This window comes from Actinomadura sp. RB99, assembly GCF_014706005.1.
Lineage (GTDB): Bacteria > Actinomycetota > Actinomycetes > Streptosporangiales > Streptosporangiaceae > Spirillospora.
In genome coordinates this window covers 1-21,541 of sequence record NZ_JABMCA010000071.1, presented here as the reverse complement: position 1 = coordinate 21,541, position 21,541 = coordinate 1, and the positions used below count along the sequence as shown (strand labels likewise).

Sequence of the window (21,541 nt, the reverse complement as noted above, 5' to 3'; positions counted from 1 at the left end):
GGACCCTTAGTAGTACCACGGGTGGCGCGACCAGTCGGGGTCGCGCTTCTCCAGGAACGCGTCGCGTCCCTCCGCGGCCTCGTCGGTGCCGTAGGCCAGCCGCGTCGCCTCGCCGGCGAACACCTGCTGGCCCACCAGTCCGTCGTCGATGAGGTTGAACGCGTACTTCAGCATCCGCTGCGCCGTCGGGCTCTTGCCGTTGATCTTGCGGGCCCACTCCAGCGCCGTCGCCTCCAGCTCGGCGTGCGGGACGACCGCGTTCACCATGCCCATCCGGTGCGCGGCCTCGGCGTCGTAGGCGTCGCCGAGGAAGAAGATCTCCCGCGCGAACTTCTGCCCGACCTGCCGCGCCAGGTACGCCGACCCGAAACCGCCGTCGAAGCTCGCCACGTCCGCGTCGGTCTGCTTGAACCGGGCGTGCTCGCGGCTGGCGAGGGTCAGGTCGCACACCACGTGCAGGCTGTGGCCGCCGCCCGCGGCCCAGCCCGGCACCACGCAGATCACGACCTTGCCCATGAACCGGATCAGCCGCTGCACCTCCAGGATGTGCAGCCGGCCCGCCCGCGCCGGGTCGATCGTCTCGGCCGTCTCGCCCTCGGCGTACTTGTAGCCGTCCTTGCCGCGGATGCGCTGGTCGCCGCCCGAACAGAACGCCCACCCGCCGTCCTTGGGCGACGGCCCGTTGCCGGTCAGCAGCACGCAGCCGACGTCGGACGACATCCGGGCGTGGTCCAGCGCCCGGTACAGCTCGTCGACCGTGTGCGGGCGGAACGCGTTGCGCACCTCGGGCCGGTCGAACGCGATCCGGACGGTGCCCTGGTCCACGGCCCGGTGGTAGGTGATGTCGGTGAAGCCGAACCCCTCGACCTCTTTCCAGGCGTCCGCGTCGAACAGCTCCGAGACCATGTGTTCCTCTCCCGTCGGGGCCCGCGTCGATCCGGGTCGAGCCCATTCAACCGCCCCGCGGTTTGAACGCGTTCAGCGGGGTCGCCTACCCTGATGAGATCATGGATCGCCGCCTCCACGCCGTCGTACTGCCGCCCGGGCCCCGGCTGTTCCGGGCGCTCGCCGCCGCCCTCGACGGCGGCCCCGCCGTCTGCCCCCTCTCCCCCGAGCTTCCCGCGCCGGCGCTGGAGGCGATGCTGGAGGCGCTGGCCCCGGACGCCGTCGAGACCGAGGACGGCCTCGCCCCCTACCGGGCCGTGGGCGAGCACGCCCCGCCCGCCGACGGCACCGCCGTGCTGATCGCCACGTCCGGCTCCACCGGCGCCCCCAAGTTCGTCGAGCTGACGGCCGCCGCGCTGCGCCACTCCGCCGCCGGCACCCTCGCCCGCATCGAGGCCGCCCCCGGCGACCGCTGGCTGTGCTGCGTGCCGACCAGCCACATCTCCGGTGTCCAGGTCCTCGTCCGGTCCCTGCTCGCCGGCACCGACCCGATCATCACGCCCCGCTTCGACACCGCCGCCGTCGCCGCCGCGGGACCCGTGCACATCTCCCTGGTCCCCACGCAGCTGCGCCGCCTGCTCGACGCCGGCACCGACCTGTCCCGGCTCGGCGCGATCGTCCTCGGCGGCGCCGCCGCCGCGCCCGGCCTGCTCGCCGAGGCCCGCGAGCGCGGCGGCCGCGTCTTCACCACCTACGGCATGAGCGAGACCTGCGGCGGCTGCGTGTACGACGGCACGCCCCTGGACGGCATGCGCGCCGGGCTCGGCGCCGACGGCCGGATCCGCCTCGCCGGGCCGTCGCTGTTCAGCGGCTACCGGCTGCGCCCCGAGCAGACCGCCGCGGTCCGCGACGGCGAGTGGTTCGTCACCCAGGACCTCGGCGCCCTGGACGAGGACGGCCGGCTCCGCGTCCGCGGCCGGGTCGACGACGTCATCAACACCGGCGGCGAGAAGGTCCTCGCCGGCGAGATCGCCACCGCGCTGTCGAGGCATCCCAAGGTCCGCGACGTGGTCGTGGTGGGACGTCCCGACCCCGAGTGGGGCGAGCGCGTCACCGCCGTCGTGGTGCCCGCCGCCGACGCGCCCGGCCTGCCCGAGCTGCGCGCCTTCGTCCGCGAGACGATGCCCGCCTGCGCCGCGCCCCGCGAGCTGGAGCTCGTCGACGCGATCCCGCTGCTGGCCTCCGGCAAGCCCGACCGCGCCCGCCTGCGCACCCCGGGGTGACATCCGTACCGCGCGGGGCGCGCGGGGCGCATGGCACGGCGGCGATCGGGGGAGGACGAGCGGCATGGGCGGACAGCGCGAGGAACCGGAGAACGAGAGCGGCCTGACCGTCCTCCTGGCGCTCCTGGCCAACCTCGGCATCGCCGTCGCCAAGATCGTCGCCGCGCTGATCACCGGCTCGGCGTCGATGGCCGCCGAGGCCGCGCACTCGGTCGCCGACACCTTCAACGAGATCCTGCTCATGGTCGGGCTGCGCCGCAGCGGCCGCCCCGCCGACCGCCGCCACCCCTTCGGGTACGGCAAGGAGCGCTACATCTGGACGCTGCTCGTCGCCGTCGCGATCTTCGGCATGGGCGCGCTGTTCTCCTACTACCAGGGGTTCGAGACGCTCATCGGGGCCCGCTCGGGCGCCGAGGCCGACCCGCTGGTCGGGTACGTCGTGCTGGCGGTGGCGTTCGTCCTGGAGGGGATCTCCTGGCAGCAGGCCCTCCGGCAGACCCGCGCCGCGGCCCGCGAGGAGGCGCTGCCGTTCTTCGCCTACATCCGCCGCACCGACGAGCCCACCGCGATCAGCGTCCTGCTCGAGGACTCCGCCGCGCTCGTCGGACTGCTCCTGGCGTTCGGCGGGCTCGGCCTGCACCAGGCCACCGGCTCGGCGGTCTGGGACGGCATCGGGTCGGTCCTCATCGGCGTGCTGCTCACCGTCGTCGCCCTCGTCCTCGGCCGGATCAACCTCAACCTGCTGATCGGCAACCAGGCCGATCCCCGGATCGTCGACGACGTCCGCGCCCGGCTGTACGCCGCGCCCGAGGTGGAGTGGGTCGTCGACATCATCACGATGACGGTCGGCGCCGACCGGGTGCTGGTCTGCGCGCGCCTGGACTTCCGCGACGCGCTCACCGCCGCCGACGTCGAGCGCGCCTGCGTCCGGATGGCGCGCGAGCTGCGCGACGCCCACGAGGAGATCGACGAGGTCTTCCTGGAACCGGTCCCCCGCGACGACCCCGAGCTGCGGGAACGCGTGATCGCCCGGTACGGCCGGACGCTGCGGCCGAAGAGCCCGGAGGTCTAGTGGCGTTGGTCACAGTGCCACCGCCCGACGCCTTTACGAAGTAAGGTCAGGATTCGCGGGGTAGGACGGCATGAAACGCCCCCGAGCGGGCACCACGAAGGACCGGATCGCCCCCCTCGCGATCCCTCCGGGAGCGCCCATCCGGCCGGACCGGGAACAACCGGCCCTCCGTGCGACGTTCCCGTATATGCGTGCGCCTGCAGCGAACGACAATCCGCGCCGCATCCACACACCGAAGGGAGAGGGGTGCCCCCATGCCGCGAAGCGCTATCGAGACCCCGCTCACGGAGTCGGCGAGCCCCGCACTCGACGACCTCCTGAAGCGCGGCCGCGCCCAAGGGCGCCTCTCGCTCGACGAGGTGAGGGGGGCCTTCGAGAGCGCCGGCCTCAGCCCGGCGCAGGGCCGCTCGATCCTGCGCGAGCTGTCGGAGGCCGGGATCAGCCTGGCCGGGGAGCCCGACACCGTCCGCAAGCTGGCCGCGGCCGCCGACCACGACGGCGGCGACACCGCCCAGGCCACCCCGGGCGCCAAGAAGGCCGCCGCCCGCAAGGGCGCCGCCAAGACGACCGGCGGCAAGACGGCCGGCGGGCGGACCCGCAAGACCGCCAAGACCGCCGCCGAGGACGCCCCGCGGCCCGGTACCGGCGACGCCGACGTCCCCGAAGAGGGCTTCGAGGTCACCGAGGTCGAGGCCGCCGACTCCCCCGCGGACCTGGACGACCAGTCGACCGGCATGGGCGACTCGGTGCACACCTACCTCAAGGCCATCGGCCGCCGGCAGCTGCTCACCGCCGAGCAGGAGGTCGAGCTCGCCAAGCGCATCGAGGCCGGCCTGTACGCCGAGCACAAGCTGGAGACCGAGAAGCTCGCCCCGCGGATGCGCGCCGACCTGGAGTGGATCGCCGCCGACGGGCGCCGCGCCAAGGCCCACATGCTGGAGGCGAACCTCCGGCTCGTGGTGTCGGTCGCCAAGAAGTACTCCGACCGCGGCCTGTCGCTGCTGGACGTCGTCCAGGAGGGCAACCTCGGCCTGATCCGCGCCGTGGAGAAGTTCGACTACTCCAAGGGCTACAAGTTCTCCACCTACGCGATGTGGTGGATCCGCCAGGCGATCCAGCGCGGCTTCGCCGACTCGGCCCGCACCATCCGGCTGCCCGTGCACGTCCTGGAGATGCTGAGCAAGCTCAGCCGGGTCGAGCGCGACATGCACCAGCGGCTCGGCCGCGAGCCCACCCCCGAGGAGCTGGCCGTCGAGCTCGACAAGAGCCCCGAGCAGGTCCGCGAGCTGCTGCGCACCAGCCGCCAGCCGATCAGCCTGGACTCCACCATCGGCGAGGACGGCGAGACCCGCATCGGCGACCTCATCGAGGACACCGACAGCCCCGAGGCGTCCGAGCTGGTCGACCGCCAGCTGATGGCCGACCAGCTGCGCCGCACGCTGGACATCCTGTCGCCCCGCGAGGCCAAGATCATGGCGATGCGGTTCGGGCTGTACGACGGGACGCCCCGCACGCTCGACGAGATCGGCAAGGCGATGGGGCTGACCCGCGAGCGGATCCGGCAGCTGGAAAAGGAGTCGCTGTCCAAGCTGCGGCACCCCAGCAACGCCCGCCCGTTGCTGGACTTCGCCGTCTGACGCACCGTCCCGCACGACACCGGCGCCCGCCGGATCATCCGTGATCCGCGGGCGCCGCCGTCCATTGGGGGACGAGTCCGGCGGTCAGCGGCCCCGGACCGCGAACGCCAGGAACTCGGTGACCTCCTGGGCGTCGAAGTTGTCGTCGGAGCACACCACCAGCGTCCGCTCCCCCGACCTCAGCTCCGGGCCCCAGCCCATCCCCTCCAGGTTCTGCGTCGGGGAGGCGTACCGGCCGAGATCGGCGACCAGGTGCTTGCGGACCGGCCGGTACCCCCCGCCCTGCGCGAGGCTCCCCCTCGCGAGGACGTTCGTCGCGCCGCGGACGTCGAACTCGTACAGCTTGACCTTGTAGCCGACGCCCTGCAGCCACGACCGCTCGAGCGCCAGGTAGCGGTGGTCGTCGATCGCCAGGATCTCCGACACGCCGCTGTCGGCGACGCCGCCCGCCGGGACCGGCGCGGCGGGCAGCCGGTCCACCTGGTAGGCGTACTGCGCCCGCACCTTCCCGCGCGGGCTCCACAGCGTCAGCCGGGTCGCGGCGCCGTGCTGCACCGTCGGCAGCGGGCCGTCCTCATAGCGCGGCCCCTCGATCATCCCGGCGATGGTGTGCGGCGCGATCGCCAGCGCCTCCATGCCGAAGTTGCGGCGCGGCCCGTGGTGGCCGGTGGTGAGCCGCAGGTCCGCCGGCAGCGGCAGCAGGCCGCGGTACCGGCCGTCGCGGCCCGCCCACTGGACGGTCAGCGGCGCGAGCGGCACCCGGTGCGTCTCGTCGGGCCGGTCGCCCTCGTTGCCCCACAGCACCCGGCGGCGGCCCGGGTCGTAGCGGATCGACTCGGGGTCGACCGAGCGGGGCTTGCCGAACCCCGGGTAGGGCCCGCCGTCCGGGCCGGTCAGCGTGCTGACCCCGCTGATCCGCACGCCGCCGAACCGGCCCGTCCGCGGATCGATGTCCACCCGCCCGGTGTAGAAGCGGGCCGGGTCGTACCGCCACCGGTCGTCGGAGATCATGTACCAGTCGCCGGTGCGCGGGTCCCGGTCGATGCCCGACAGGCCGCCGACCGTCGTGCCCTGGAACTTCATCAGGTGCGGCAGCCGCCTCTCCCCCAGGAACCGCGTGATCCGCAGCCCCCGGTGCGCGCCGTCCGCCGCCCCGGCCGTGCGGTCCGCCGGCGCTCCGGTCCGGTCCGCCGCCCGCGCGGAGCGCTCCATGACCGCCGGGACCGCCAGCGCCGCGAGGACGGCGGCGGCCGCCGCCGTCCCCCGCATCATCGTCCGATGCCCGTTCAACCTGTCCACCATCACCCTTCGCATCCGACCGAATCCACTCCGTGGCCGGGCTCAGTATGGTGCATCACGCACGGTGACGGCGGTGTTTTCCGTTGGTGTCCGGGCGGCGCGCCGGTCAGTCGGCGTGGCGGAACTCGATGATCGCGACGCCCATCAGCCCGAAGCCCATGGCCAGCACGATGAGGATCTCCAGCCAGACCGGGACGACCCACCCGTTCCAGGTGACGCCGGGGTCGAAGGTGCGGCGCAGCGCCGGCGTCAGGTCCAGGTGGGAGAAGACCGCCTGCCGCAGCGGGTCGACGGCGTAGGTCAGCGGGTTGAACCGGGTGAGCACGGTCAGCCAGGCGGGCAGGCCGTTCAGCGGGTACAGCGCGCCGGACAGGAACATCATCGGCATCATCGCCATCTGCATGAGGCCGAAGAACGACTGCATCTGCTTGATCCGGGCGGCCATCATGACGCCGAACCCGGTCAGCGCGAACGCGCCGAGGAACATCAGCCCCAGCAGCTCCAGGATCAGGACGGGGTCGTAGGGGACCCCGGCGAGCCCGGCCAGCGCGACGATCACCGCGCCCTGCAGGGTCGCGACCAGCGCGCCGCCGATGCACTTGCCGATCACGATCGAGCTGCGGCTGACCGGGGCGACGAGCATCTCGCGCAGGAACCCGAACTCGCGGTCCCACACGATCGACCCGGCGGAGAACATCGCGGTGAACATCACCGACATCGCGCACACGCCCGGGAAGATGAACGTCTTCAGGTCGATATCGCCGTGCGCGCCGCCGCTGGCCATCAGGTTCGACAGGCCGGTGCCCATCACCAGCAGCCACAGCACCGGCTGCACCAGCCCCGACACCATCCGCAGCTTGTCGCGCCAGAACCGGATCAGCTCCCGGTGCAGGACGATCTTCACCGCGCGCACGTCCTGCCGCAGCCCCGGCTCCGGTACCCGGACCCGCACCACGTCCGCGACCGGCGCCGCCGCCTCGGGCGAGCCCGCCCGCGTCGAACTCGTCATCTCATCTCCTCGCCGCACGCATCATGACGCGCATCCTGTCGGTGGAGCCGGCCTCGGCGTCGCGGATCGTCGAGCCGGTGAAGGACATGAAGACGTCGTCCAGCGACGGCCGGGACACGCTCACCGACCGGATCGGGACGCCCAGCTCGGCGAACAGCCGCGGCACGAACGCCTCGCCGGAGGCCACCGGGAAGGCGACGGCGCCCTCCGACATGCCGGCCTCCAGGTCGAATCGCTCCCGGAGCGCGACTATCGCGGCCTCGTCGTCGGCGGTCTGGATGCGGACCCGGTCCTTGCCGACGCCCGCCTTCAGCGCCTCGGGGGTGTCCAGCGCGACGATCCGCCCCGAGTCCATGATCGCGATGCGGTCGCAGAACTCGGCCTCGTCCATGTAGTGGGTGGTCATGAAGATGGTGATCTCTTCGGCGTCCTTGAGCTGCCGGATGTAGTCCCAGATCGACGCGCGGGTCTGCGGGTCCAGCCCGACGGTCGGCTCGTCCAGGAACAGCACCCGCGGCGAGTGCAGCAGGCCGCGCGCGATCTCCAGGCGGCGCTTCATGCCGCCGGAGTAGGTCTGCACGAGGTCGGCGCGCCGGTCCCAGAGCCCCACCATCTCCAGCACCTGGCGGATGCGGTCGCCGGTCACGCCGCGCGGCACGCCGTACAGCTCGGCGTGGAAGCGCAGGTTCTGCTCGCCGGACAGGTAGCCGTCGAGCGTCGGGTCCTGGAAGACCAGGCCGATGTTGCGGCGGACGCTGTCGCGCTCGGCCACCACGTCGAAGCCGGCGACCCGCGCCGTGCCGGCGGTCGGCTTCAGCAGCGTGCAGAGCATGTTGATCGTGGTGGACTTGCCGGCGCCGTTCGGGCCGAGGAAACCGAAGATCTCCCCGGGGGCCACGGTGAAGCCGATCCCCCGGACGGCCTCCACCTCGCCGAACTTCCTGATCAGGCCGTCGACCTCGACGGCGGGTCCCCCGCCGGGCATGGGGCCTCCCCTCCGATGGAGATATGCGCCCATATTTTGGGCTTTCCAACGGTAGGAGTAGCCTATCTCTCACGTCAAGAGAGATAGGACGTTCCAGCGATCTCGAGGAGCGGGACGTGAAGGACCAGGACGACCCGATGTACGACTCGCCCACCTACCTGATGTACGAGACGGTGCGCGTCGTCCGGCGCGCCGGGGCGCGGATGTTCCCCGGCCAGCCGCGGATGCCGCACCTGCTCGTCCTGTGGTGCGTGGCGCGGTCCGGGCCGCTGTCGCAGCGCGACGTCGCCGAGCGGCTGCGCATGGACGCAGGCGACCTGGTCGGGATCGTCGACGCGCTGGAGGAGGCCGGCCACGTCCGGCGCCGCCGCGACCCGGCGGACCGGCGGCGCTACGCGCTGGAGGCCACCGACGTCGGCCACGGCTTCCTGGAGGAGAGCCTCCAGGCGCGCCGCCGCCTCAACGAGGTCCTGTTCGAACCCCTGTCACCGGACGAGCGGCGGCTGTTCCGGGAGATGCTGCTGCGGGTCCTCGCCCACCACGACGACCGGTTCGCCGGCCTGGCACCGGACGAGGCCCCCGCGAACGAAGCCTCCTCAGACGAGGCCCCCGCGGGTGGCGCCCCCGCGGGCGGCGCCTCCTACCGGGGAACGGCGCCGCGCGAACGGGTCGTCACCCCGCAGGTCGAGGCGGAGGCCCGGCTGCGGCAGCAGGCGCGTCACTGAACGCCGGCGGGCTCGCCCATGCGCGACCGCGCCTCGTCATAGCGGCGCAGGACCAGACGTGCGGCCGCGTCGTGCGCCCCGATCGGCGCGGTCACCGCGTCGGCGCCGCACGCCCGCATCCGGTCCAGGAACCGGCCGGGCGCCAGCAGGTACGACGCCACGACCACGCGCCCGGCGCCGCGGCGCCGCTGCCGTGCGACCACCTCGTCCAGGGCCGGGCCGCCGGCGGCCACGAACCCGTACGGGACGGGCCGCCGCAGCCGCCGCGCCAGCAGCCGCGCGGCCGCCCGCACGTCCGCGGCGCCGGCGGGGTCGGCGGAGCCCGCCGCGCCCAGGACCACGATGTCCTGCGGTCGCGGCGGGCCCCCGTTCCCGCGCCGGACGGACGGCATCGCGCCCAGTCGTCCGGCCAGCGCGTCGGCGAGCAGCGCGTCCGGGCCCAGGGGACGCGCCGTCACCGCGCCGGGCAGCAGCCGCCCGGCGCGTTCGGGGATGTCGATCAGCGCGTGGTAGCCGCGCCCGAGCAGCAGCGGCACCGCGACGGCGGGGCCGTCCAGCGCGGCGGCGGCCTCCTCCAGCGACGGGGAGACCAGCTCCCCGTACGCCTCCGCCACGCGCAGCGAGGGCCGCAGGGCCCGCACCCTGGCCAGCAGCTCCCGCACCGCGACGGGCCCCGCCGGGTCGCGGGTGCCGTGCGCCACGGCCAGCAGCACCGGCGCGCGGCCCGCCGCGGCGAGCGGGTCAGCCACCCGCGCCCGCCGCGAGCCGGTCCACCAGGCGCGGGTCGCACGCCAGCCGGTAGCCGCGCTTGACGACCGTCTCGACGATCCCGGGGCGGCCGAGGCCCCGCCGGAGCCGCGCCACCGCCATCTCCACCGCGTGCTCGTCGGCCTGCGGCCGCGCGTCCCGCGACCACGGAGAGCCGCCGACGACCAGCCGGCTCGGCAGCACCCCGCACAGCTCCGCGCGCGACACCACGTGCCCGGGCCGCCGCGCCAGCGCCCGCAGGATCGCCATCGGCGCGGGCGCGATGGGCCGCAGCTGCCCGTCCAGCACGACGGCGTGCCCGCGCAGCTCCAGCGAGGCCCCGCGCACCGACAGCAGCCGCGCGCGCCGCCGCGGCAGGTCCGACGCCAGCGCCCGCACGAGCGCCCCGAGCCTGGCCCTTTCCGGCTGGACGGCCGGCACCCCGCGCTCGGTCAGCGCCCGCGCCGTCACCGGGCCGACGCACGCCGCGACCACGTGGGTGCGCAGCGCCTCCAGCAGCGCCTCCTCCAGGCCGTCCTCCGCCGCCACCGCGAGCGTCGCGGCGACCGCGGGCGCACTGGTGAAGGTGATCGCGTCCACCGTGCCGGCGACGGCCTGCCCGACGAGCCGCCGCAGCGGCGTGACGTCTTCGGCGCGCGCCCACCGGTACACCGGGATCTCGATCACCTCGGCGCCCGCCTCGTACAGCGCCTCCGTCAGCTCCGGCTGGCGCTCCCCGTAGAGCTGGACCGCCACCCGGGCGCCCGCCAGGTCCTTCTCCAGCAGGTGCGCGATGACCTCCGCGCAGCCCTCCGACTCAGGGGACCAGCGCTCCTGCAGCCCGGCCGAGCGGATCGCGCCGCGCGCCTTCGGGCCGCGGGCCACGATGTCGGCGTCGCCGAGCGCCGCGATGAGGGCGTCGCGCAGCCCCCACCCGTCGGCCGTCTCCAGCCACGCCCGGAACCCGATCCCGGTCGTGACGACGGCGTGGTCCAGCGGCCGGGCCAGGCACGCCCGCGTCGCCTCCAGCAGCTCGGCGTCGTCGGAGAGCGGGACGAGGCGGATCGCGGGGGCGAGCACCACCCGCGCGCCGCGCCGCTCCAGCAGCGTCGCGAGCTCCTCGTGGCGGCGGGCCGCGGTCACCCCGACGGCGAACCCGGCCAGCGGCTCACTGTCGGCGGTCATCGGTGAGCGCCACCTCCACGCGGTCGCCGCCGGCCGCGCGGCGGACCGGGAACGTCGGCACCGCCACCCGCGGGTCGTCCAGGCAGACCCCGGTGCGCAGGTCGAACACCTGCTTGTACATGGGCGAGGCGACCGTCGGGACGCCGTCGCGCGTGCCGAGGATGCCCCGCGACAGCACGCAGGCGCCGCTGAACGGGTCGAGGTTCGACAGCGCGTACAGGGTCCCGTCGAAGGCGCGGAACACCGCGACCTGCGTGCCGTCCAGCATCGCGCAGGCCCCGCGCTCGGGGATCAGGTCGGCGTAGGAGCAGATGTCGAACCAGCGGGCCGCGGCTTCGGCGGGACGCCTCGTGATCGTCGCTTCGGATGTGATGCTCATCGGCCGGCAACCTCCAGGCGAGTCGCGTGCGGGAACAGTGCGGGCGCTACGGCGAACGTCGCCGGCCCGGCGCCTTGACGTTGTAAGGTTCGCTCGGTGGCCGGTCGTGCCGGTCCGTCCCCGATGTTCATGAACCGAGTCTCCGCAGAGGCCGTTTCACGGTTGGGTCTCCTTTGTCACCGCCGTGTTAAAAGGCGCTCACGCCGAGATCCGGACGGCGCACACCTTGAACTCGGGCATCCGCGAGACGGGGTCGAGGGCCGTGCCGGTGAGCAGGTTCGCGCGCCCCTCCCCCGCCCAGTGGAACGGCATGAAGACCGTGTCGCGGCGGATCGCGTCCGTGACGCGCGCCTCGGCGATCGCCGCGCCCCGGCGGCTCTCCACCTTCACGTCCTGGCCGTCCTCGACGCCGAGCCGCTCGGCGAGGTCGGGATGCAGCTCCACGAACGGGCCCGGCGCCGCGTCCGCCAGCGCCGGGACCCGGCGGGTCTGCGCGCCCGACTGGTACTGCGCCAGGACGCGCCCGGTCGTCAGGTACAGCGGGTACTCGGCGTCGACGTCCTCGGCCGGCCCGTGGTGCTCGACCGGGAAGAACCGGGCCCGCCCGTCCGGCGTCGGGAAGCGGTCCAGGTAGGGACGCGGCGTTCCGGGGTGGTCCTCGGCCGGGCAGGGCCAGAACACCCCGCCCTCGGCCTCGATCCGCTCGTAGGTGATGCCGGAGTAGTCGGCGGCGCCGCCGGCGCTCGCGCGGCGCAGCTCGCCGAACACCCGCTCGGGGTCGGTGCTCCACTCCCCCGGCGCGCCGAGCCGCCCGGCCAGCTCGGCGATGATCTCCAGGTCGGTGCGGACGCCGCCGGGCGCGCGGACCGCCCGCCGCCGCCGCAGCACCCGCCCCTCCAGGTTCGTCATCGTGCCGGACTCCTCCGCCCACTGCGCCGTCGGAAGCACCACGTCGGCGAGCCGCGCGGTCTCCGACGGCACGAAGTCGGCGACCACCAGCAGGTCCAGGGCACCGAGCCGCTCCTCGACGGACGCGGCGCGCGGCGCCGACACCACCGGGTTCGACCCGAACAGCAGCAGCGCCCTGGGGCCGTCCGGCGTGCCGAGCGCCGACAGCAGCTCGTACGCCGACCGGCCCGGCCCCGGCAGCGCGTCCGGGTCGACGCCCCACACCGCCGCGACGTGCGCGCGCGCCGCCGGGTCGTCGATCTTCCGGTAGCCGGGCAGCTGGTCGGCCTTCTGCCCGTGCTCGCGGCCTCCCTGCCCGTTGCCCTGCCCGGTCAGGCAGCCGTAGCCGGAGCCGGGACGGCCCGGCAGCCCGAGCACCAGGGCCAGGTTGATGAAGGCGCTGACCATGTCGGTGCCGCGCGCGTGCTGCTCGGCGCCCCGAGCGGTCAGCACGTGGGCGCGGTCCGCGCCCGCCAGCAGCCGGACGGCCTCGCGCATCTTCGGGAGCGGGACGCCGGTGATGCGCTCCACCCGGTCCGGCCAGTACGCGTTCGCGACCGTCCGGACGGCGTCGAACCCGCTCGTCCGCGCCGCCACGTAGTCCTCGTCGGCGAGGCCCTCGGCGATCGCCAGATGCAGCAGGCCGTTGGCGAGCGCGATGTCGGTGCCGGCCGCGGGCTGCAGGTGCAGGTCGGCCTGCCGCGCCGTCGCGGTGCGGCGCGGGTCCACGACGATGAGCGCACCACCGCCGTCGCGCATGTCGGCCAGGTGGCGCATGAACGGCGGCATCGTCTCGGCCGGGTTGCCGCCCGCGAGGAGCACCGCGCCGGACGCGGCCAGGTCGGTGACGGGGCCGGGCAGCCCGCGGTCCATCCCGAACGCCCGGCCGGACGCCGCGGCCGCCGACGACATGCAGAACCGCCCGTTGTAGTCGATCTGCGAGGTGCGCAGCGCGACCCGGGCGAACTTGCCGAGCTGGTACGCCTTCTCGTTGGTGAGCCCGCCGCCGCCGAACACCGCGACGGCGTCCGGCCCGTGCTCGGCGGCCAGCCGCCCGATCCCGGAGACGATCCGGTCCAGCGCCTCGTCCCAGGTGCACGGCTCCAGCGGCGCGTCGCGGGTGCGGCGCATCATCGGGACGGTCAGCCTGTCCGGGACGGTCAGCAGCTCCGCGGCGGTCCAGCCCTTCTGGCAGAGCCCGCCGCGGTTCGCGGGGACGTCGTCGCGCGGCGCCACCCGCACCGGCGCGCCCGCGGCCGCGCCGCCGTCCAGGGTCATCCCGCATTGCAGGGCGCAGTACGGGCAGTGCGTGGGAGTCCCGGTCATGCCGGAAGGCTCCGGCGATGCCGTTTCGCCGCCGCGTCCCACGTGTGACCCGCGCGTTAAATGCGGTTCACGCCCGCGCGTCCGGCAAGGTCAGCCGCCCGTTCCGGCGGCACCGGCGGAACGGTCCGGCAATGGTTGACGATCGCGTGTCAAGCGTTGTCGGCGATTGTCAGGGTCCATTCGTCGCCGTCCGGCCGGTTGCCGAACCGGATTCGCGGCGGCCCGGCGATCTCGCGGAAGATGCGGTGCCGGGCCCGCCGCGGCGAGGATCATAAGACGGTCGTCCGGCCTAATCTCGGTACATGCCCGACCTTGCTTACTACGCCTCGCTGCCGCGCTCCCGCGGCGCCGCGGCGGCACTGCTCCTGGACGGCCTCGGGCGGGTCCTGCTGGTCAAGCCCACCTACAGCGAGGGCTGGTTCCTGCCCGGCGGGGTCATCGAGACCGACGAGTCCCCGCTCGCCGCGTGCGTGCGCGAATGCCGCGAGGAGCTCGGCCTCGTCCCCCGCCTGGACGGCCTCGTCTGCGTCGACTGGGGCTCCCCGCGCGACGACGGCGTCGACTCGGTCAACGTGTTCGTCTTCGGCGGCGCCATCAGCGACGCCGAGCTCGCCGCGATCCGGCTGCCGCCCGACGAGCTGTCCGACCACGTCCTGGTCGCGCCGGAGAAGATCCCCGAGCTGTCGCCCGCGCACGTCTCGCGCCGGATGGAGCCCAGCCTGCGCGCCCTCGCCGACGGCCGCCCCGTCTACCTGGAGGACGGCCGCGAGCCCGCGTTCGGCGGCGCGGGGCGGACCGCCGGCTGAGCGGGCGGCCGCGCCACCGCCCGCGGCGAGGCGCCGGCCCGGCCCGGCGCCTCGGCGCCGCGCCTACACCGGCGCGGCGTCCTGGATGAGCCGCGCGCGCTCCGGCTCGGCGGCGCGCGCGCAGTGGGCACCGCAGTAGAACCGCCCGCCCACCTCGACACCGTGCCCGAGGATCCGGCATTCGCAGTGCTCGCAGATCGGCGCCATCCGGGTGATCGCGCACTCGAACGAGTCGAAGGTGTGCACGTCCCCCTGCGCGTGCACCTCGAACGACATCGCGTAGTCGTTCCCGCAGACCTCGCAGGTCGCCATCGGTCCTGTCTCCCTCCCCCGCCGCGCCGCGATCACGGTCTACCCCGGCGGGGCGGCGGCCACGCGCCCCCGGCCGGTCTCACACCTCGCGCGCGCACGCTGTGCAGTGGAGTTATCACCGCCGCATTGCGGGCCACACAAGCACGAAACGGCCGGTTCCTAGCGTCGTGCCGCGTCAGCGACCCCAAGGAGACACCCGATGACCGTCACGACCGAAGCGGCGCCGCGCACGCGCCGCCCCTCGCTGAAAGGCCGCTGGATCGAGGACTGGCGGCCCGAGGAGCCGGAGTTCTGGGCCGCGACCGGGGCCCGCACCGCCCGCCGCAACCTCGCGTTCTCGATCTTCTCCGAGCACATCGGGTTCTCGGTCTGGACGCTGTGGTCGGTGCTCGTGCTGTTCCTCGGCCCTGCCTACGGCATCGACCCGGCCGGCAAGTTCATGCTCACCACCGTCCCGGCGGCCATCGGGGCCGCGCTGCGGATCCCCTACACCTTCGCCGTCGCCCGGTTCGGCGGCCGCAACTGGACCATCGTCAGCGCCTCGCTGCTGCTGGTCCCCGCGGTGCTCGCCGCGTTCCTCATCAAGCCCGGCGTCTCGTACTCCACCCTGCTGGTCCTCGCGGCGGTCGCGGGCGTCGGCGGCGGCAACTTCGCCTCCTCGATGGCCAACATCAACGCCTTCTACCCGCAGCGGCTCAAGGGCTGGGCCCTCGGCATCAACGCCGGCGGCGGCAACGTCGGCGTCGCCGTCGTCCAGCTCGTCGGCCTGGCCGTGCTCGCCACCGCCGGCAAGGGCCACCCGGGCCTCGTCGCCGGCATCTACATCCCGTTCATCGTGCTCGCCGCGCTCGGCGCGGCGCTGTTCATGGACAACCTGTCGCAGGTCCGCAACGAGAAGCGGGCGATGCGCGACGTCTGCGGGGACGGCCACACCTGGATCATGTCGCTGCTCTACATCGGCACGTTCGGGTCGTTCATCGGGTTCGGGTTCGCCTTCGGGCAGGTGCTGCAGGTCCAGTTCAAGGCCGACTTCGACACCCCGATCAAGGCCGCCTACCTGACCTTCCTCGGGCCCCTGCTCGGCTCCCTGATCCGGCCCGTCGGCGGATGGCTCGCCGACCGGACGGGCGGCGCGAGGGTCACGTTCTGGAACTTCGTCGCGATGGCGGTCTCGGCGGGGATCGTCCTCACCGCCTCGCGGGAGAAGTCGCTCGCGCTGTTCGTCACCGGGTTCATCCTGCTGTTCGCGTTCAGCGGCCTCGGCAACGGCTCCACCTACAAGATGATCCCGGCGATCTTCCGGGCGAAGGCGCAGCTCGGCGTCGCGAACGGCGGCGACCCGGTGGCCGCCGAGCACGAGGCCCGGCGGCTCGCCGGCGCGCTCATCGGCATCGCCGGCGCGATCGGCGCGTTCGGCGGCGTGCTGGTCAACATCGCCTTCCGGCAGTCGTTCCTGACGTCCGGGACCGGGGACGGCGCGTACCTCGCGTTCATCGCCTACTACGCCGTCTGCTGCCTGCTCACCTGGGCGGTCTACCTGCGGACCCACCCGAGGAGGCCGGCGGGCGTCTGACGCCCTGCCGCGCGTTGCGCTGCCGCCCGCCCCGCGACCGGCCGGGCCCCTCCCCGGGGTCCGGCCAGTTCGGCGCGCGGCCCGACGACCGCAGCACCGACTCCCACGCGTCCCCGGACTCCAGGGGCAGGTGCGGCACCCCCCAGTGCCACGCCGACACCAGCACGTCGGGGTCGCGCGGCCGGTAGTCCGCGCCGATCGCGCGGGCCATGTCCCAGGCGTGCAGGTGCCACTCCACGCACGCGGCGCCCGCGTGGTCGCCCACGGTGTACTTGGTGCCCCGGTAGATCAGGTGGGTGCGGTCCCACATGTCCGGCATCAGGTCGGCGTAGGCGCCGGCCGACACCGAGAACGCCGTGATCCGCTCCGGGCCCGGCTCGGGCGGCAGCACCGCCAGCTCGGCCGCGTTCTGCCGCGCCTGCTGGCGGATCAGCACCGCCGACGCCGCGTCCTGCGCGAACAGCTTGGCCAGCCGGCTGTCCGGCGCGTCCTGCAGGTACTCCAGGAAGTTCTCCGCCACGCACCGCAGGTGCCCGGCCAGGTCGATCAGCTGCCAGTCGGCGCACGGCGTCGGCACGTCCCAGTCCTCGACCGCCGACGCCAGCTCACGGATCGCCCGCGTACCGTCCTGGTAGGACTCGAGTACGCGGCACCGATCCGGCGGCGTGCGCTCCACGTGACTTCCCCCCGCGTCCAGGGCACCGGCGCCCTCCCCGCCGGAGCGCGTCCCGCGCCCGCCGCGCGCGGCGGGCGGTACGGGCCGCCCCGGCGTTCCCCGAGAGGGCAGACTCTCAGAGTTCGGTGGCCGGTGCCACTCGGTGGTGCTGTGTCGTCCCACGTGGTCCCACGTGGGCACGGGCCGCCGCCACGGCCCCCCGGCTCGGGCGGCGGCGCCCCTGCGCGGCCGCTCAGACGGCCGCGGCGGGACGCGTCCGGAAGCTCAGCCGGTGCGCCTCCCGCGCGGTGCGCAGCCGGTCGACCTCGTCGGTCCACGGCCGCACGGACGGGCGCGCCTTGGCCTTGCGGCGCTCGATCTCCGCGGCGCGGCGGGCCTTGGCGTCCTGCGCGTCGGACACGTAGGTCTTCGGGCCCATCGCGATCCGCTCGGCCGCCTCCGCCGCGGCGAGCACCTCGGTCATGGTCTGGTCGAAAGCGATGGTCAGCTCGTGCAGCTCCGGCCCGGGCACGTCCGCGCCCTGGGCGTCCCGCAGCGCGCGCTCGGCCTCGCGCGCGGCCGCGAGGCGCGCCTCGTACTCGGCGGCCAGCCGCTCGTCGGCCTCGTACTGCTCCGCGACGTCCTTGTCCACCCTGCGGATCAGCGGCATGGCGATACTCCCTCAAGCTCACGATCTTCATCGTCCGATCGAGGCCAGCGTACGCGCGCCGCCCGCCGGGTGTGACGCCGGACACCGAACTCGGCGCCTTTACGCAGTAAGGTAACGCTGGGCGACGCCCCGCCGACCCGAAATCGGGATGCGAGGAAGATCCGGGATCAGTACCGTTTCCGCCGGAAACACGGGGAGGCGAGGGACCATGGCGAAGCTCAACCAGATCATCGCGGTCGAGAAGGGCGCGAAGAGCCGCGCGCAGCGCGAGATCGCCGAGATCGGCCAGCGGCTGCAGAAGACCGCGCTGCTGTCCGGCATCTCCCGCACCTACCAGCCGCTCGACGACGAGGGCGAGTCGCTGCCGCCCGAGTCCACCCGCGTGCAGGTGAAGGCGGAGGGGACGCTCAAGGAGGTCGCGGCGGCGCTCACCCGGCTCTTCGACATCAGCGCCACCAAGGACTGGGCCAACTGCGACGCCCGCGCCGACGTCACCGTCGACGGCCGGACCGTCCTGGAGCAGGTCCCGGTGGCGCACCTGCTGTTCCTGGAGAAGCAGCTCACCGAGCTGGCCGCCCTCGTCGACCGGCTCCCGGTGCTCGACGCCGCCGAGTCGTGGACGTTCGACGAGTCCGCCGACGTGTGGCGGACCGAGCCGGTCAGGACGACCCGCACCAAGAAGATCCCGCGCGCGCACGTCCTGTACGAGGCGACCACCGAGCACCCCGCCCAGGTGGAGACCTACACCGAGGACGTCATCGTCGGCACCTGGACCAGGACCGCGTTCTCCGGCGCCCTGCCCGCGCGCCGGGTGAACGAGCTGCGCGAGCGCGTCGCCAAGCTGCAGGCGGCGGTCAAGTTCGCCCGCGAGGAGGCCAACGGCGCGGAGGTGACCGACCGTAAGGTGGGCGAGGCCGTCTTCGGCTACCTTTTCGCCTGAACCGCCCGCGCCGGCGCGGGCCGCACAACTTGAAGACTCCCCCGCTGGAGCGCGGGGGTCGGGCGCAAGCCCGAAGCTGAGAATGAAGTTCAGCTTGATCACGTGGCGTCAGCGGAGGTTCGAATCCTCCCCGGAGCACTCGGGCCCCGGTAGCTCAGCGGCAGAGCGGCCCATGAATCTCAGGCTCTCGCTCCAGTCTCAGCATCTCCGCCCGTCACCGGCGGGCGGGGGACGGCGAAGGTCGCCGAGGTGCCAGTTCGAATCTGGTCCGCCGCTCTCGTGCGGCGGTGGTTCAAAGGGAGAACACGGCGAACTGAACCTGACCGTCCCCCGGAAACGCGCCGGTGCGCGCATCAGGGCGGAACCACCAAGGGCCCCGGGACTCGGGCAAGTCCCGGGGCCCGCCGCCGTCCGGCGCCCGCCGCCGGCACGGCACGGCGCGCCCGCGTCCCCGATCATGTCGGCGGCCCCCCGTACGCTTGCCCCCATGGTCAGGCAGCCCAGCATCAACGCCCAGAACCGCGCGCCGCTGTCGATCGAGCGGATCACCGAGGCGGCCCTGCAGATCGTCGACGGCCAGGGACTCGGCCGCCTCACCATGCGCCGCCTCGGCGACGCCCTCGACGTCGAGGCCATGGCGATCTACCACCACCTCCCCCGCGGCAAGGAGCAGCTCCTCGACGGCCTCGTCGCGCACGTCGCCGCCGCCCCCGCCGACACCGGGGCCGCGGACGCCGCGTCCTGGCGGGGCGTCCTGCGCGCCTGGGCCGGCGACTACCGCTCCCGGCTCCTCGCCCACGCGGGCGTGCTCCCGCTCGTCGTCACCCGCCGCAACCCGGCCGCGCTCGCCGCGACCGTCGCGTCCCTGCGGGAGGTGATGCGGCAGGGTGGCGTGCGCGAGGACTCCGCCGCGGTCGCCGCGCACACACTGCTGGGCTACGTCATCGGGCACGCCGCCCTGGAGGTCCGCGGGACGGCGGAGGACGGCGCCGACCGCGCCGTCGACTGGGACGCCCGCTTCGCCGCCGGCCTCGACCTCGTCCTCGCCGGCGCCGGGTAGCCGCCCGTGCGGCGGAGCCGTGCAGCGTGCGGGGCTCAGTCCTCGACGACCAGCACCTCGAGGTGCCGGGGGCCGTGCATGCCCTCCGCGCCCGCCATGTCCGCGGCGTACGCGGCCGACGGGCCGCTGATCCAGGTGAGCGGGCGGGCCGGGTCGAGCCGCTCGACCGCCTCCGGGACCGTCCCCACGATCTGCTCGGCCTGCACGACGCACAGGTGGTAGGCGGGCAGCAGGGTGAGGGCGCGGCGGCCCTGCGTCGGGCCGCCGTCCAGCACGACGGTGCCGGTCCGGGCGATCGCGACGGCGCACCCGGTGACGACGCCGTCCGCGGCGGCGAGGGCGTCCACGTCGATCGCCGGCCGGTCCGCCATCGCGCGCACCCCGTCCAGCTCCGCGAGCCAGCCGAACGGCAGGTCCGCCGGGACGACGATCTGCTTGGCCTCGCGTCCCCACAGCGCGGCGGCGACCGCGGTGGCCAGCTCGTCCGCGCCGACGTGCCGCACCGCCGCCCGGTTCTCCGCGAGCCGCTCGCCGAACAGCGCCGGCACGTCCGCGCCGGTCGCCGCCTCCGCGGCGGACAGCCGGCGCGCGTACCCGCGCGGCACCGGCGGGGGCGCGCCGCGCGCCCCGCCGAGCGCGTCCCGCACCCGCCGCAGCACCTCGTCCCGGGAGCTCACCCGCGCCTCCTCGCCCACCACGCGCGGAAGGTCTCCGGCGGCGGCGCGGGCAGGTCGCGGGCCTCGGTCCACTTGCCGAGCAGGCCGGGCAGCCGGCGGATCCGGCCGCCGCGCGACATCAGCCGCGCCCAGCGGGTGCCGCGGCGCAGCGCCGCCTCGTACCGGCGCGGCTCGGCCATCGTCCAGGCCAGGCCCCGCATCAGCACCAGCTCCGGCGTCGGGACGGGCCGGTGGCGGCGCGACTCGACCACCCGCCCGCGCAGGTGGACCAGCACCTCCGGGATGTCGATCTTCACCGGGCAGACGTCCGCGCAGGCGCCGCAGAGCGTCGAGGCGAACGGCAGCGACGCCTCGGCGGCCCGCTCCACCCCGCGCAGCTGCGGGGTGAGGATCGCGCCGATCGGCCCGGCGCGGACCGGCCCGTACGGGGCCGGCCCGGTCCGCTCGTAGACGGGGCAGACGTTCAGGCAGGCCGAGCAGCCGATGCAGCGCAGCGCGGCGCGCCCGACCTCGTCGGCGAGGGCCTTCGTGCGGCCGTTGTCGAGCAGCACGAGATGGAACTCGCGGGGCCCGTCGCCGGGGGTGACGCCCGTCCACGACGACACGTACGGCGTCATCGGCGCACCGGACGACGAGCGCGGCAGCAGCTGGAGCAGCACCTCCAGGTCGGCCCAGGTCGGGACCACCTTCTCGATGCCGGCGACGGAGATCAGCGTGTCCGGCAGCGTCAGGCACATCCGGCCGTTGCCCTCCGACTCCAGCAGCACGACCGTGCCGGTCTCCGCCACCAGGAAGTTCGCGCCGGTGACCGCGACGCGCGCGCCGAGGAACCGCTCGCGCAGATGCAGCCGCGCCGCCTCGGCGAGCGCGGCGGGATCGTCGGACAGACCCCCGGCGGCGCCGGGGAGCCGCCGGACGAACAGCTCGCGGATCCGGGCGCGGTCGCTGTAGGGCGCCGCGGACGCCGGCCCCGCCGGGTCGTCCTCGCCGAGCCGGGCGACCAGCTCGGCGAACCCGGTCTCCCGGACCGTGACGCCCGCGCGGGCCAGCGCCCCGTTCAGCCCGATCTCCCGGGTGACCGCCGACGTCGACTTGACGACCTCGGACGCCCCGGCGGCCCGCACCAGGCCGGTGACGATCCGGCGCGCCTCGGCCGCGTCGGCCGCCCAGTGCACGCGGCCGCCCGCCTCGGTGACGGCCCGCTCGAGCTCCTCCAGATGCGCGTCGAGCGCGAGCAGCGTCGCGTCCTTGACGGCCCGGCCCGCCTCGCGCAGGTCCTCCCAGTCGGCGGGCCCGGGGTCCGCCGAGCGCCGCTCCCGGACCGCCGCGGCGGCGCCGCGCAGGCCGCGGCGCAGGGCGGTGTCGGCC

21 protein-coding genes and 1 tRNA gene are annotated in these 21,541 nt (G+C 74.5%); 9 read left to right on the top strand and 13 right to left on the bottom strand.

Translation table 11 applies throughout. From position 1 onward, the window contains the following. Positions 1-6: 6 nt before the first annotated feature. Positions 7-906, bottom strand: a complete 900-nt coding sequence (locus amrb99_RS39885) for a 1,4-dihydroxy-2-naphthoyl-CoA synthase (protein ID WP_190866314.1) — start codon at positions 904-906, stop codon at positions 7-9. Positions 907-1,007: 101 nt separating this feature from the next. Between amrb99_RS39885 and amrb99_RS39880 the strand changes: the two genes are divergently transcribed. The 3 genes from amrb99_RS39880 to amrb99_RS39870 all read left to right on the top strand — a co-directional run bounded on the left by amrb99_RS39880 (position 1,008) and on the right by amrb99_RS39870 (position 4,877). Continuing rightward, entirely contained in the window at positions 1,008-2,168 is a 1,161-nt protein-coding gene (locus amrb99_RS39880; RefSeq protein WP_190866311.1) for an AMP-binding protein, read from the top strand. 64 nt (positions 2,169-2,232) lie between these two features. Next, positions 2,233-3,240 (top strand): cation diffusion facilitator family transporter, encoded by a 1,008-nt coding sequence (locus tag amrb99_RS39875; RefSeq protein WP_190866309.1) that lies wholly within the window; start codon positions 2,233-2,235, stop codon positions 3,238-3,240. 254 nt (positions 3,241-3,494) lie between these two features. After that, the gene (locus amrb99_RS39870) at positions 3,495-4,877 is read left to right on the top strand and encodes an RNA polymerase sigma factor (protein WP_190866307.1); all 1,383 of its coding nucleotides are present in this window, start codon (positions 3,495-3,497) and stop codon (positions 4,875-4,877) included. Positions 4,878-4,961: 84 nt separating this feature from the next. On the opposite strand, the gene amrb99_RS39865 is transcribed toward amrb99_RS39870, so the two are convergent. From amrb99_RS39865 to amrb99_RS39855, 3 genes are all read right to left on the bottom strand, one after another. Continuing rightward, on the bottom strand, positions 4,962-6,167 hold the full coding sequence (locus amrb99_RS39865) for an esterase-like activity of phytase family protein (protein WP_241756369.1): 1,206 nt from the start codon (positions 6,165-6,167) through the stop codon (positions 4,962-4,964). 115 nt (positions 6,168-6,282) lie between these two features. Beyond that, positions 6,283-7,185 carry an ABC transporter permease gene (locus amrb99_RS39860; protein WP_190866304.1) on the bottom strand — a complete coding sequence of 301 codons (903 nt, stop codon included), beginning with the start codon at positions 7,183-7,185 and terminating at the stop codon, positions 6,283-6,285. Between the two features lies 1 nt (position 7,186). Further along, positions 7,187-8,170: an ATP-binding cassette domain-containing protein gene (locus amrb99_RS39855; RefSeq protein WP_190866302.1), complete on the bottom strand. Its 984-nt coding sequence runs from the start codon at positions 8,168-8,170 to the stop codon at positions 7,187-7,189. 116 nt (positions 8,171-8,286) lie between these two features. On the opposite strand from amrb99_RS39855, the gene amrb99_RS39850 reads away from it, so the two are divergent. Further along, positions 8,287-8,895: a MarR family transcriptional regulator gene (locus amrb99_RS39850; protein WP_206700283.1), complete on the top strand. Its 609-nt coding sequence runs from the start codon at positions 8,287-8,289 to the stop codon at positions 8,893-8,895. Here the strand turns inward: amrb99_RS39850 and amrb99_RS39845 are convergent. The 4 genes from amrb99_RS39845 to amrb99_RS39830 form a co-directional block, all read right to left on the bottom strand. After that, the gene (locus amrb99_RS39845) at positions 8,889-9,644 is read right to left on the bottom strand and encodes a CbiX/SirB N-terminal domain-containing protein (RefSeq protein WP_347257051.1); all 756 of its coding nucleotides are present in this window, start codon (positions 9,642-9,644) and stop codon (positions 8,889-8,891) included. The two genes, amrb99_RS39850 and amrb99_RS39845, sit on opposite strands and share 7 nt — an antisense overlap. Then, on the bottom strand, positions 9,637-10,827 hold the full coding sequence (locus tag amrb99_RS39840) for a uroporphyrinogen-III synthase (protein ID WP_190866300.1): 1,191 nt from the start codon (positions 10,825-10,827) through the stop codon (positions 9,637-9,639). Before amrb99_RS39840 ends, amrb99_RS39845 begins: the two co-directional genes overlap by 8 nt. Further along, complete coding sequence (gene nirD, locus amrb99_RS39835) at positions 10,811-11,206, bottom strand: nitrite reductase small subunit NirD (RefSeq protein WP_190866298.1); 396 nt, start codon at positions 11,204-11,206, stop codon at positions 10,811-10,813. Before nirD ends, amrb99_RS39840 begins: the two co-directional genes overlap by 17 nt. 198 nt (positions 11,207-11,404) lie before the next feature. Continuing rightward, a complete protein-coding gene (locus tag amrb99_RS39830; RefSeq protein WP_190866296.1) occupies positions 11,405-13,480 on the bottom strand; it encodes a molybdopterin-dependent oxidoreductase in 2,076 nt (691 codons plus the stop codon). A gap of 302 nt (positions 13,481-13,782) precedes the next feature. On the opposite strand from amrb99_RS39830, the gene amrb99_RS39825 reads away from it, so the two are divergent. Continuing rightward, positions 13,783-14,286, top strand: coding sequence for an NUDIX hydrolase (locus tag amrb99_RS39825; RefSeq protein WP_190866295.1), 504 nt, complete (start codon positions 13,783-13,785; stop codon positions 14,284-14,286). Between the two features lie 63 nt (positions 14,287-14,349). Here amrb99_RS39825 and amrb99_RS39820 read toward each other — a convergent pair whose 3' ends face one another. Beyond that, on the bottom strand, positions 14,350-14,598 hold the full coding sequence (locus tag amrb99_RS39820) for a hypothetical protein (protein WP_190866292.1): 249 nt from the start codon (positions 14,596-14,598) through the stop codon (positions 14,350-14,352). Between the two features lie 199 nt (positions 14,599-14,797). Here amrb99_RS39820 and amrb99_RS39815 point away from each other — a divergent pair, with 199 nt between their 5' ends. Further along, on the top strand, positions 14,798-16,171 hold the full coding sequence (locus amrb99_RS39815) for a nitrate/nitrite transporter (RefSeq protein WP_190866290.1): 1,374 nt from the start codon (positions 14,798-14,800) through the stop codon (positions 16,169-16,171). On the opposite strand, the gene amrb99_RS39810 is transcribed toward amrb99_RS39815, so the two are convergent. Together amrb99_RS39810 and amrb99_RS39805 are read right to left on the bottom strand one after the other, a co-directional pair. After that, entirely contained in the window at positions 16,119-16,847 is a 729-nt protein-coding gene (locus amrb99_RS39810; protein ID WP_190866288.1) for a maleylpyruvate isomerase N-terminal domain-containing protein, read from the bottom strand. The two genes, amrb99_RS39815 and amrb99_RS39810, sit on opposite strands and share 53 nt — an antisense overlap. 232 nt (positions 16,848-17,079) lie before the next feature. Beyond that, complete coding sequence (locus tag amrb99_RS39805; protein WP_190866286.1) at positions 17,080-17,496, bottom strand: plectin; 417 nt, start codon at positions 17,494-17,496, stop codon at positions 17,080-17,082. Between the two features lie 208 nt (positions 17,497-17,704). Here amrb99_RS39805 and amrb99_RS39800 point away from each other — a divergent pair, with 208 nt between their 5' ends. The 3 genes from amrb99_RS39800 (at position 17,705) to amrb99_RS39790 (ending at position 19,496) form a co-directional block, all read left to right on the top strand. Further along, positions 17,705-18,436, top strand: a complete 732-nt coding sequence (locus amrb99_RS39800; protein ID WP_190866283.1) for a hypothetical protein — start codon at positions 17,705-17,707, stop codon at positions 18,434-18,436. A gap of 43 nt (positions 18,437-18,479) precedes the next feature. Further along, positions 18,480-18,574 (top strand) — tRNA-OTHER (locus amrb99_RS39795). Between the two features lie 349 nt (positions 18,575-18,923). After that, on the top strand, positions 18,924-19,496 hold the full coding sequence (locus tag amrb99_RS39790) for a TetR/AcrR family transcriptional regulator C-terminal domain-containing protein (protein WP_190866281.1): 573 nt from the start codon (positions 18,924-18,926) through the stop codon (positions 19,494-19,496). 35 nt (positions 19,497-19,531) lie between these two features. Here amrb99_RS39790 and amrb99_RS39785 read toward each other — a convergent pair whose 3' ends face one another. Then, positions 19,532-20,173 (bottom strand): LUD domain-containing protein, encoded by a 642-nt coding sequence (locus tag amrb99_RS39785; RefSeq protein ID WP_190866279.1) that lies wholly within the window; start codon positions 20,171-20,173, stop codon positions 19,532-19,534. After that, complete coding sequence (locus amrb99_RS39780; RefSeq protein ID WP_241756372.1) at positions 20,170-21,528, bottom strand: lactate utilization protein B; 1,359 nt, start codon at positions 21,526-21,528, stop codon at positions 20,170-20,172. The genes amrb99_RS39785 and amrb99_RS39780 overlap by 4 nt, the downstream gene beginning before the upstream one ends. Positions 21,529-21,541 lie beyond the last annotated feature (13 nt).

What these genes read in the sequence shown, in the direction of transcription:
- amrb99_RS39800 (WP_190866283.1), top strand. Translation starts at nt 17,705, where the DNA reads ATGGCGAAGCTCAACCAGATCATCGCGGTCGAGAAGGGCGCGAAGAGC.
- amrb99_RS39860 (WP_190866304.1), bottom strand. Translation starts at nt 7,185, where the DNA reads ATGACGAGTTCGACGCGGGCGGGCTCGCCCGAGGCGGCGGCGCCGGTC.
- amrb99_RS39870 (WP_190866307.1), top strand. Translation starts at nt 3,495, where the DNA reads ATGCCGCGAAGCGCTATCGAGACCCCGCTCACGGAGTCGGCGAGCCCC.
- amrb99_RS39805 (WP_190866286.1), bottom strand. Translation starts at nt 17,496, where the DNA reads ATGCCGCTGATCCGCAGGGTGGACAAGGACGTCGCGGAGCAGTACGAG.
- amrb99_RS39840 (WP_190866300.1), bottom strand. Translation starts at nt 10,827, where the DNA reads ATGACCGCCGACAGTGAGCCGCTGGCCGGGTTCGCCGTCGGGGTGACC.
- amrb99_RS39855 (WP_190866302.1), bottom strand. Translation starts at nt 8,170, where the DNA reads ATGCCCGGCGGGGGACCCGCCGTCGAGGTCGACGGCCTGATCAGGAAG.
- amrb99_RS39815 (WP_190866290.1), top strand. Translation starts at nt 14,798, where the DNA reads ATGACCGTCACGACCGAAGCGGCGCCGCGCACGCGCCGCCCCTCGCTG.
- amrb99_RS39830 (WP_190866296.1), bottom strand. Translation starts at nt 13,480, where the DNA reads ATGACCGGGACTCCCACGCACTGCCCGTACTGCGCCCTGCAATGCGGG.
- amrb99_RS39880 (WP_190866311.1), top strand. Translation starts at nt 1,008, where the DNA reads ATGGATCGCCGCCTCCACGCCGTCGTACTGCCGCCCGGGCCCCGGCTG.
- nirD (WP_190866298.1), bottom strand. Translation starts at nt 11,206, where the DNA reads ATGAGCATCACATCCGAAGCGACGATCACGAGGCGTCCCGCCGAAGCC.
- amrb99_RS39820 (WP_190866292.1), bottom strand. Translation starts at nt 14,598, where the DNA reads ATGGCGACCTGCGAGGTCTGCGGGAACGACTACGCGATGTCGTTCGAG.
- amrb99_RS39790 (WP_190866281.1), top strand. Translation starts at nt 18,924, where the DNA reads ATGGTCAGGCAGCCCAGCATCAACGCCCAGAACCGCGCGCCGCTGTCG.
- amrb99_RS39825 (WP_190866295.1), top strand. Translation starts at nt 13,783, where the DNA reads ATGCCCGACCTTGCTTACTACGCCTCGCTGCCGCGCTCCCGCGGCGCC.
- amrb99_RS39885 (WP_190866314.1), bottom strand. Translation starts at nt 906, where the DNA reads ATGGTCTCGGAGCTGTTCGACGCGGACGCCTGGAAAGAGGTCGAGGGG.
- amrb99_RS39875 (WP_190866309.1), top strand. Translation starts at nt 2,233, where the DNA reads ATGGGCGGACAGCGCGAGGAACCGGAGAACGAGAGCGGCCTGACCGTC.